Origin of the sequence: Okeania sp. SIO2F4, from assembly GCF_010672385.1 — a bacterium.
Lineage (GTDB): Bacteria > Cyanobacteriota > Cyanobacteriia > Cyanobacteriales > Microcoleaceae > Trichodesmium.
The window spans coordinates 1-9,591 of sequence record NZ_JAAHGT010000241.1; the positions used below are offsets into that span (position 1 = coordinate 1).

Genomic DNA, 9,591 nt, shown 5'->3' on the forward strand with positions numbered 1-9,591 from the left:
TCATTGAAAAAAGGCGTGATTTAGTTGAACAATTAGTACGCTCCGATATAGAAAAGGCTACAGTAACTACTCGTTTAGTTACTATAACGATTATGTTTATTATTTCTTTAATGATTATTGGAGGTTTCCTTTATGGACTTTTATTAACAGTTGGAGAAAAACCTCTAGATGACCTAAAACTTCCATTGCTAAATATTCCTTAGCCTGTTGTTTTCTGGAGTTTTATAGGTAGCTTTGCAGCAATGATTTATCGCTTCAACCGTCAACCAATTTATGAGTTTGGAAATGTTCTTAAATGGACTATTACTCGATTAGTACAGGGAATTGTACTTGGTTCTGCTTTTTATCTAATTCTTGTTTCTGATTTATCCCTATTAACATCAGAGAAAATAACTACAGAAGTAATCCTGATTTTATCTTTTCTAGTAGGCTTTAGCGATCGCTTTGCTGATAGTGTATTTAATACTCTTATTGAAAGATATACTAAGGATGCAAGAAATAAAGATAAATAAAAAGCTGAAAATAGATCGGGAAGTTGAGCTTCTTAACAGGGTTGAGTTGTGAGTTACCTAGTTGTCAAAGAATCAAACTCTACAAGAATAAAATAAAGAATGGATAAATTAACTGAATACCCCAAAATTGTCAAACAAGTTTTAACTGAATATATGGAACTACGAAAAAAAAATCAAATAAGAATATTGACAATTTTCTGATTATTTACAAGTCAAATACTCACTATATTTAGATAAATTCAGGATAGCAAAATGGAGAAATAATCACAGGAATCAGCTATCAGCAATTAGTGATTAAATCACTGTCTCTATCGTGGGTAATTAGTCTTCAGAGATTGAGGGATAATTAAAACTATCAATAAAAGCCCATACCTTAGTATTACTTCTCTTTAATATCAAATTGAAATGACTGTATATTGGAAAGACAGATAAAGTAATTAATTTCATAATTCTGTGCAACTTCATATAAAATCAATATAAAAAGCTGATAGTTGACTGCTAATAGCTGAATACTGACAAAATAACAATCCTAAATCTTTTTCGACTTACTAATTTTCTTCAGGGTAGAAGCTCGACTCGCCAACCTGATTAATTTATAAGGAGATGTGCGACTACCAACAGTAATTCGAGAAATACGGAACTGATTTTTCAAATAATTCACTCTCAGAAAATTATCATCATAAATAAACCCAGTCAAATGATATTTAGGTAACTTTCTCTCGACTCTTTTATTAATTGCACCGAAGGGATAGGCAATATGAGCAGCAACAATTTTATTTTTGTCTAAATCATTAGTACATTTCCTCAACGCCAACTTAGCAAAATACAGTTCTACATCTAATTCTTTAGAATCGATTTTAGTTAAATTTTTATGAGTAAATCCATGAGACTGAATATCATAAAAATCTTTTTGATATCCTTCTCTTAAATCCTGACAACTAAGATGTGGTAAATCTTTCCCATTATCAAATCCCAAACTTTTAGGATTAACAAACAACACAAACTTTACCTTCTCAGCATATTTTTTCTCCATCCGTTCCAATATTGGAATTCCATTTTTATGCACTCCCTTATAGCCATCATCAAAAGTCAACATTACAGGTTTTTGACCTATATGCTCAGTCGGTATAGGCTGAGATTTATTAATAAAATAGATAAACAAATCCTGAGAGGATAAAAACCAGTAATTTTTCTGTACTAAATAGTCTATAAACTTCTCTAAATCCTGTTTAGTATAATCCATATCCGACAAACTGCGATATGGAGGTAAATCAGCCTTATTCTGTAAATCAATAATGTCATGGAAACCAAAAATTGGAATTTTCACACTAGGAGATTTAACAGTTGCAGCAGTCAAACCTAAAGTTACGATAAATATTAATGAAAGGTATACAAGTTTACCTACCCACTGACCTAGAAACTCAATCAAAAAAAAATCTTTGTACCATCTTAATGGTATAATAGTCAGTTTTAACTTATCTATAATAGAGAATAGGGGTTGAGTAGACTTCGTACTAAGTACCCAAATCAAATTTTCAATCCATTTTTGATTAATCATATCTCTTCCTATATTCAATCCAAAACCTATAAATTATGGACAGGTAGAGACGATAATATCACTATTTTCCTGATGAATCTGAAAAATTAGATAATCTTTAGTCTAATGATTTTGTACCATTGATTTTTCCTGAGGATAAGTTTCTACTTAAAGCTATAATTTTACCCTTTATTCAAAACCTACCCTTGAGTGATTCCCATATCTCCGTATCTAAAAAGTTAGATTACTTTGCTGAATTGATTTAATATTAGCTGGAATTTAACTATATATTAAGATATAGATTTGTGTAATATCTGTATTATGATAGGTTAAGAATAGTTAAGCAGATGTACAATAGGAGGTGAGTCCCATGTTTAAGCAACAGAATCACAACCTCAAGGTTGTTAAACTAACAGAAGGAATTTTGGTCCATACTCAACTCAAAAGTGCTTATATTCCTGCACTACGTTCTGGATTTGCAGGATACCCAGTTAATCCTCGTTGGAGTGGGGTAAAATATTCGGCTTGGAAGACAGGAAGACAATGGCGACAAGCTTTGGTAAATGGAGAAATGGTAGTGCGTTCCACTGACTCAATATTGGTGTCTGTCAATCAAGTTCCAGACTCAGAAGAAGAGTCTTATACTGTAAAGTGGGGCTACCAAAATTCATTCTTAGATAACTTACTTAAGCGACAACAATTGACAGTTTAACTGTTTTGTGCAGTTATGTTATATAGAATAACTGATTTAATGATTTCGTAACAATCTACTCCAATCTTTCCAATAATACCTTTTACCCCCCAGAAACGAGAAAAAGTCTCTGCGGGGTAATATTATTTCGGTTGGACACTTATTATTTAGGGTCCTAGGGTCCTAGAGTCTTAGGGGAGAAATTGAAATACATCTGTTTAATTTCTTCTCGGTGGGATAGCACTACGCGCAAGTTAGAAGTCAGAAGTAATCTCTGTCTATTAACTAATTATTTGAACTTGATATAATATGATAGCGATTATTACTCAGCTATCAGCAGTTAGTTTTTTTGTAATTACAGCACTTTGGGCGGACAGTGAGGTAAAGTTTTAATCTTAATCTCTTTTCGCGATTTCCTGCTCCCTACTCTCCCAGAATGTTGTACTCATCAACTTAGAAACTGCTGTAAGGCTTATCTAATCTCCGCCTAATAGCATCATAAAAAAACTTTCTCATACTTTTCTCCTTTTTTCTTCCCCTTCTTCCCGCTCCTGACTCTTGAGTGCTTCCTAATTATTGATAATTGTTTAACCGGACATGATGTTATATAAGATTTCTCAAGTTAGTGAAATACACTTGTTTTTCTTATTTTCTCTTTCCTGTTATCTGCTCAAGTCTTCCCTACCTCCAGCGTCAATTAAATTAATTTTATACAGGTACTAATGTCTACTCAAAATATTCATAATCTCACTGTTTCTCAAGCTGAAAAAATTCTCCATCAATTTACTTGTAAAGATATGAAATTAGTGGAATCACAAGAGGAAAAAGCTCTCACCCGTGCTGCAATTTTGTTATTGGCAAATTTGTCTGACCATCAATTGTTAGGAATTTGTGCGGATTCAACTACGGAAGCTTTATATACTTTAGGAAGCTATTTAGAAGCTTTAGGATATAATACAACTCTGATAAATGAGTCTAATTTTAACTCTATTGAAGAGTCTGTTTATCTTAAATTTAATGGTATGAAAGAGTCATATATTATGGAATCCTATACTGGCAAATATCGAGGCGTATTAGTCTCTTGTCAATCTGCTGAAGCGACAGGAATTAATGGAACTTATGGTCATCTGCCACTAGATTTATTTACTTAAAATTAAGGTTATTTTTATGTTAATTAAGCATATGAATTAGCTGGGAAACCAAGCTATTAAATAAGGGAAACAAAAAAGTGCTGTGACTGATATAGCAATCCCAAATACGTTGTAATATTACAGCAATTTACGGGGATGATGAGGTATAGTTGAAGAGTAATCTCTCTTCCCTATTTACTAAAGTTATAAAACTTTGTACCTCACTAAATCCGAAACTGCTATAAATCCGGTAGTATCGGTATAAATAAAGTATATTATTCCGGGGAGGATTTAACTTGGAAAAAGTGATAGCTAAACTTCCTGAAACTTCCGCAACTGCCATCGCAATTACTTTCTTAGTAATCAACATTTCTACCCTCTTGAAAAAAGCTTTTTCTCTTTTTTTGTACTTTTTTGGAGAAAAAATTGTTTTTGCGGTCTGTTTAATCATTTTAATTTATGGTTGAATAAATAATGATGATAATTTTTTATTATCATTATTATTTTGAATAAAAAATCAATAGCTTTCATATTTTATCAGCAAACCCTAATTAGTATAAAAAGAAAAAGGAATTGAGGTAAAATAGCTCAATTCCTTTTCCAAATTAGGTATTATTGTGCTAATTCAGGCTCTTTCTCTACTGCTGTATCTTCTTCAGGTAATCCGAGCATTGATTTGTACATTTTGATATACTCATAAGCTGATTTATCCCAGCTAAAGTTTTCTCTCATGCCACGTTTCTGCAATTCATACCATTGCTCTTTGAACCGGAAACCTTCACAAGCTCGAACCATTCCAGTAAATAAGTCCAGTGGTTCGTAACGATCAAAACAATAGCCAGTACCAGCATTGTTAACTGGATCATGGAAAGAGACAGTATCAACTAACCCACCTGTGCGACGCACGATAGGCACACTACCATAACGCATTGCCAATAACTGACTAATACCACAAGGCTCAAACCTACTGGGCATTAAGAAGGCATCAGTACCTGCATATATTCGTCGGGAAAGGGCATCATTATATAAAAGCTGGACGCTCATCCGACCAGGGTAACGAGTTGCTATCTGCCACATTTGAGTTTCATAGAAGCGATCGCCAGTACCCAACAGAATAAACTGACTATCAGTATAAGCCATAAACCGATCTAAGACTTGCAGCATTAAATCAAGTCCTTTTTGCTCCACCAGTCGGGAAACCATTCCTACTAAGAAGGTGTTTTTGTTAACTTCAAAACCTACCTCTTCTTGAAGAGCAACTTTATTGGCAACCCGTTTTTCCAAGGTATCGACATTATAAGTTTGAGCAATATATCTGTCATTAGCTGGATTATAAAAGTTCATATCGATACCATTAAGGATGCCCTGTAGTTTCCCACTCACAAAAGACATTAAGCCATCTAGGCGTTCACCATAGGCAGGTGTTTGGATCTGACCAGCATAGGTGGGAGAAACAGTAGTTACTCGATCAGCAAACTGAACCGCTGCTGCCATTGTATTATGCCCTTCCATGTACCAAGGACACCAAGTAATTCTTTCCAAGTACCAGCGCCAAGGTCCTTGATAAGCTAGGTTATGAATAGTAAATACGGTTTTAATATCTGGAGTTTCGTGCATCCAAACTGGAATCATGCCAGTGTGCCAGTCATTACAATGAATGATGTCTGGTTTCCAGCCATTCCAGCAAAACTCAGCCGCCCCATTGGCAAATAGAGTGAACCTCCAGTCCTCATCATCTCCATAGTAGATACGACGTGGCCAAAAAGTAGGATGACCAAATAGGTACAATGGCACGTCACTTTTTGGTAGTACCGTCTCATAAATCTTGAAGCTTTGATACATGGCAGTTCCCTCCCATATGGGTTCTTCTGGAACTTCCATCTTGTCGCCTAAGAAACCATAATAAGGCATGAAGATACGGACATCGTGACCCATTGCTCGTAGCACTTTGGGTAAGGCACCGACTACATCTGCCATGCCACCAACTTTCGCTAAAGGAGTCACTTCAGCAGCTACAAATAAAATTCGCATAATTTTTTAATTTGCGTTCCCTTTTTGATTCTCAATATCGTCATCATACCTGTATGGGCGCACCTATTTGACTATTAATTAAGGAATCATGAAGTCAGAAGTCAATCTTATCTTAAAATTCAAAAAAAAATTTTTGTTTTTCCTCAAATTTGGCTGGACTAACAAAACAAATGTAAATTCAGCTCTTAGCAGTCAGTTAGCCTCTTACAGAGTAACTGTGTTATCAGCAATTAATAATTGATAATTACTGCTAAGGTTAAGAGGGCGTATAGGAGCAGAACCTCTGAGACTTTACTTTTATTTTTGCTTATTCCCTGTTGCCATTAATGCCCAAAAGACGATAAATGTATGGTATGGGAATTTAGAGTTGTTGACATCCTCCCCGCCGTAAAACGGACGGGGATTCCTACCGAGCCGTAGCTCCTCGGTGGGTTGACGTCTCATTGGCTGCTGCTAACAGATGCGCTAGTCTTATGCTTGCCTCCACGTCCGTTTTTTGTCTCCGTTTCGCTTCGCGACATGAAAAGCGTTTCGGCTGTCGCCGACATGAAAAGCGTTAGCGTTAGCGTTAGCGCAGCTCCTCCGCAGGAGGCAGCTCCTCTGAAAGAGGCAGCTCCTCTGAAAGAGGCAGCTCCTCCGGAGGAGGCAAGAGGCAGCATTCCGCAGGAAAGGAGGCAAGAGGCAGCTCCTCTGTAGGAGGCAGGAAGCATACCCAAGGAGCGACTAATATATTTATTGCTGCATTTTCATCACGGTCATGTTTAGCACCACAGTTGAGACATTCCCATTCTCTGACTCAAAGGTATAATTTTCCACCTTTGAATCCATAACATGAGAAAGTTTGAGATGTTGCTTCCCAAGGACTAATCACTCTAAAATTACGACCGTATTTTTCAGTTTTCCCCTCTAAGAAGGTTCTAAATTGTCTCCATCCTAAATCTGATATAGCTTTGGATAATTTACGGTCTCTTGGTGCGCGTTCCGCAAGCGAGCTGTCGTCGTCGCGGGGTCGCACCGTTTTTTTACTATTCCAGAAACGTTGTCATACTTCTAAAACAATTGTTTGGTTTTCACGAATTATTTCAGTGGATAATTTATGCAGAAAATCAGTTCTTGTGTCCTTTAGCCTGGCCTGAAATTTAGCTACTCTAACCTGTGCTTTTTCATACTTTTTAGAATCCTTAGTTTTCTTAGATAATGATTTGCTTAACTGGCGATACTTCTTAACCCGTTTTTTGAGTGGTTTGGGTGCATCAATTTTTTGACCATGTAGAGACGTTGGATGCAACGTCCCTACTTAGCAGAAGTTTTGATACCTAAATCTATACCCACTGAATTATCAGTTTTGGGTAAGATTTCCGGATTAATTTTTACTACAAAACTAAGGAAATATCTATGAGCCGAATCTTTAATTACTGTTACTGATGATGGAGCAGTAGGTAATTCCCTTGACCAAATTATTTTTAGCTTTCCAATCTTGGCGTTGCTAGGAACTTTATGTTGATATACTTTAAACCCTCTCAAAGTAAACCTAGCAGTTTGTTTTGATTTCCTGCTTTTAAATTTTGGTGGTTTAATAGCTTGACCTTTTCTCTGGCCTTTTGTCGAACTGAAAAAGTTTTGGTAGGGGCGAATGACCATTCGCCCCTACGGTTTAAATCATTTAATAATTGCTGTAATGGTACAATTGAAACTTCACTTAACCACTTTCTATATTCAGTCTTTTTAGCTTGAGTAATAAAGAGTTTTTGTAGCTCATAATTAGTGTTTTTTTTTTCTCTAAGAGTGTACTTTTCCTGACAGCAAGCTAGACTATCATTCCAAACAACTCGAACACAACCAAATAGTTTGGCTAATCGGTTTCTTTGTTGCCGTGTTGGATAGATACGGTACTTAAATCTAGCTTTCATAATCTGAATTTTTAACTAACATCTATTATAACATATTTATTGGAAAAAACTCAAAATTAGCCCTATAAGAGCGAGGCTTCAAATCCAATTTTTCGGTTAAAGATTTAATTAATTTTCATATTTATGATTTTTATTTCTTTCCACAACCTAACGTCTTTTACCCCAAAAATTTAGTTAAATCAAATTCTATTTCTGGTTGAGGTTTTTGATATCTCTCAGAAATTAAAACTAATAAAAGCCGTTCTGAATAATTTACCGCACCCCTTAATTCATCTTGTAAGATTTCCAATCCTCCATTAGCATACTCTTCAAATATTTTAATCCGATTTTCTTCTATTTCTTCATTGGTTTGGGAGAGAATTTTTGTATCTCTTGTGTCGGCGATCGCGATTAATTTAATAATACTGTCATATCCCCTAGACCAAAATACTTCAATATTAATCGGACCTGGTTCTCTTGGAGAAATTTCTGTCAGTGGAACTCGCTTTTTTTTCTTAATAGCTAAAGATGCAGCAAATACCATCACATCTGCATAGGTTTTAAAGGGACCTGTTTTTCCTTCTGATTCGGTTAAAGCTTTGACTAAATCTGCTTTATCTTTAGCAATTCTAATTCTGTTCATAACTAAAAAAATCAATGTTTATTCCCAAATATAGCAGTCATATTTTGAGAATAAAGAAAATATATTTGACAAAAGCAAAGCTTAAATCGCCTGGAGAAAATTGGTAAGGATAATATTCTCAAACAAAGGAATTGGGGAGGGGGTGGATAGTTCTTAGTTTCGGACTTTTAACTGGAAAACTATAAGAAGAAAAATAAGTATACCCGATCAAGGGTGAGAAATCCTATATTATTTACAGTGTAAGGATTCAAAGAAATTACGTCGATTCCCTAAAAATGGCTGGAACCCTTGAGAGTTAAAGATTTATACTTTTTTGGTGTGAAAGCCTCTATTTGTATATATTTGAGACTGTTTTGTGGTTTTGTTTTGTTTAAGTCCTACTCGGTATATTAGTTGGTATATTTTTTCTCAACTATATTTTTAATATTTCCTATTTACTGGTATTTTCTTCTGTCCATAACAACATAGTTTTATTCTCAAAATCTCCTTTACTTGCTCGCTTTTTGTCTTGTTCTAACCTGACTTGATTAGAAGAAATGCCATAACTTTTGAGTAAAGCATCTACTACTTCTAATAAATCTGCTATTTGTATTAATAAATCATGGTTATTAGCTGTTGCAGCTTCTTGAGCTTCTTCAATAAGTTTCTGTCGTAATTATTGCCGATATTCTATTTCTGAAAGAGTTACAGCTTGGAATTATAGACAATTTTTACGGATAATTTATGGGATGCGAGCGCGGACTAATTTATTATATTCTTTACGCATAATTGTATTTCCTGATTAACTAATTTTTGTCTCTTGATTTAACTTATATCAACTATAGTAATCCTATTTAAGTTGTAATATTTTGGTGGCAGTTAGGAGTTAGGAGTTAGAACTCAGTCTTCAGGTAGGGGAGCCGTCGGATTGGTTAAGTTTCTGTCGTAATTATTGCCGATATTCTATTTCTGAAAGAGTTACAGCTTGGAATTATAGACAATTTTTACGGATAATTTATGGGATGCGAGCGCGGACTAATTTATTATATTCTTTACGCATAATTGTATTTCCTGATTAACTAATTTTTGTCTCTTGATTTAACTTATATCAACTATAGTAATCCTATTTAAGTTGTAATATTTTGGTGGCAGTTAGGAGTTAGGAGTTAGAACTCAGTC

The 9,591-nt window shown here is 34.9% G+C and carries 10 protein-coding genes and 2 pseudogenes; 5 read left to right on the forward strand and 7 right to left on the reverse strand.

Going from position 1 to position 9,591, the window contains the following annotated elements; all coding sequences use genetic code 11:
• Together F6K22_RS16605 and F6K22_RS16610 are read left to right on the forward strand one after the other, a co-directional pair.
• On the forward strand, positions 1–203 hold a 203-nt coding region (locus tag F6K22_RS16605; RefSeq protein ID WP_293099886.1), incomplete at its 5' end, for a hypothetical protein.
• A gap of 39 nt (positions 204–242) precedes the next feature.
• Positions 243–512 carry a hypothetical protein gene (locus F6K22_RS16610; protein WP_293099889.1) on the forward strand — a complete coding sequence of 90 codons (270 nt, stop codon included), beginning with the start codon at positions 243–245 and terminating at the stop codon, positions 510–512.
• A gap of 529 nt (positions 513–1,041) precedes the next feature.
• Here the strand turns inward: F6K22_RS16610 and F6K22_RS16615 are convergent.
• Entirely contained in the window at positions 1,042–2,070 is a 1,029-nt protein-coding gene (locus F6K22_RS16615) for a polysaccharide deacetylase family protein (protein WP_293099891.1), read from the reverse strand.
• A gap of 349 nt (positions 2,071–2,419) precedes the next feature.
• Between F6K22_RS16615 and F6K22_RS16620 the strand changes: the two genes are divergently transcribed.
• The 3 genes and pseudogenes from F6K22_RS16620 to F6K22_RS16630 all read left to right on the forward strand — a co-directional run.
• Complete coding sequence (locus F6K22_RS16620) at positions 2,420–2,761, forward strand: hypothetical protein (RefSeq protein ID WP_293099894.1); 342 nt, start codon at positions 2,420–2,422, stop codon at positions 2,759–2,761.
• Between the two features lie 701 nt (positions 2,762–3,462).
• The gene (locus F6K22_RS16625; protein WP_293099896.1) at positions 3,463–3,891 is read left to right on the forward strand and encodes a DUF1824 family protein; all 429 of its coding nucleotides are present in this window, start codon (positions 3,463–3,465) and stop codon (positions 3,889–3,891) included.
• A 269-nt stretch (positions 3,892–4,160) separates the two neighbouring features.
• Positions 4,161–4,337, forward strand: a pseudogene (locus F6K22_RS16630) (IS5/IS1182 family transposase); the annotation flags it as partial.
• A gap of 145 nt (positions 4,338–4,482) precedes the next feature.
• Here F6K22_RS16630 and glgA read toward each other — a convergent pair.
• The 6 genes and pseudogenes from glgA to F6K22_RS16660 form a co-directional block, all read right to left on the reverse strand.
• A complete protein-coding gene (gene glgA, locus F6K22_RS16635) occupies positions 4,483–5,901 on the reverse strand; it encodes a glycogen synthase GlgA (RefSeq protein ID WP_293099898.1) in 1,419 nt (472 codons plus the stop codon).
• Positions 5,902–6,469: 568 nt separating this feature from the next.
• Positions 6,470–6,916 (reverse strand): annotated as a pseudogene (locus F6K22_RS43520) (zinc ribbon domain-containing protein).
• 27 nt (positions 6,917–6,943) lie between these two features.
• Entirely contained in the window at positions 6,944–7,189 is a 246-nt protein-coding gene (locus F6K22_RS16645; RefSeq protein WP_293099905.1) for a transposase, read from the reverse strand.
• A gap of 5 nt (positions 7,190–7,194) precedes the next feature.
• Positions 7,195–7,425, reverse strand: a complete 231-nt coding sequence (locus tag F6K22_RS16650; RefSeq protein ID WP_293099907.1) for a hypothetical protein — start codon at positions 7,423–7,425, stop codon at positions 7,195–7,197.
• Positions 7,422–7,811: a helix-turn-helix domain-containing protein gene (locus tag F6K22_RS16655; RefSeq protein ID WP_293099910.1), complete on the reverse strand. Its 390-nt coding sequence runs from the start codon at positions 7,809–7,811 to the stop codon at positions 7,422–7,424. The genes F6K22_RS16650 and F6K22_RS16655 overlap by 4 nt, the downstream gene beginning before the upstream one ends.
• 157 nt (positions 7,812–7,968) lie before the next feature.
• Complete coding sequence (locus tag F6K22_RS16660) at positions 7,969–8,433, reverse strand: DNA phosphorothioation-associated protein 4 (protein WP_293099913.1); 465 nt, start codon at positions 8,431–8,433, stop codon at positions 7,969–7,971.
• Positions 8,434–9,591 lie beyond the last annotated feature (1,158 nt).

Excerpts from the sequence above, each read along its gene's own strand:
- F6K22_RS16610 (WP_293099889.1), top strand. The coding sequence starts at position 243 with ATGATTTATCGCTTCAACCGTCAACCAATTTATGAGTTTGGAAATGTT.
- F6K22_RS16615 (WP_293099891.1), bottom strand. The coding sequence starts at position 2,070 with ATGATTAATCAAAAATGGATTGAAAATTTGATTTGGGTACTTAGTACG.
- F6K22_RS16620 (WP_293099894.1), top strand. The coding sequence starts at position 2,420 with ATGTTTAAGCAACAGAATCACAACCTCAAGGTTGTTAAACTAACAGAA.
- F6K22_RS16625 (WP_293099896.1), top strand. The coding sequence starts at position 3,463 with ATGTCTACTCAAAATATTCATAATCTCACTGTTTCTCAAGCTGAAAAA.
- glgA (WP_293099898.1), bottom strand. The coding sequence starts at position 5,901 with ATGCGAATTTTATTTGTAGCTGCTGAAGTGACTCCTTTAGCGAAAGTT.
- F6K22_RS16655 (WP_293099910.1), bottom strand. The coding sequence starts at position 7,811 with ATGAAAGCTAGATTTAAGTACCGTATCTATCCAACACGGCAACAAAGA.
- F6K22_RS16660 (WP_293099913.1), bottom strand. The coding sequence starts at position 8,433 with ATGAACAGAATTAGAATTGCTAAAGATAAAGCAGATTTAGTCAAAGCT.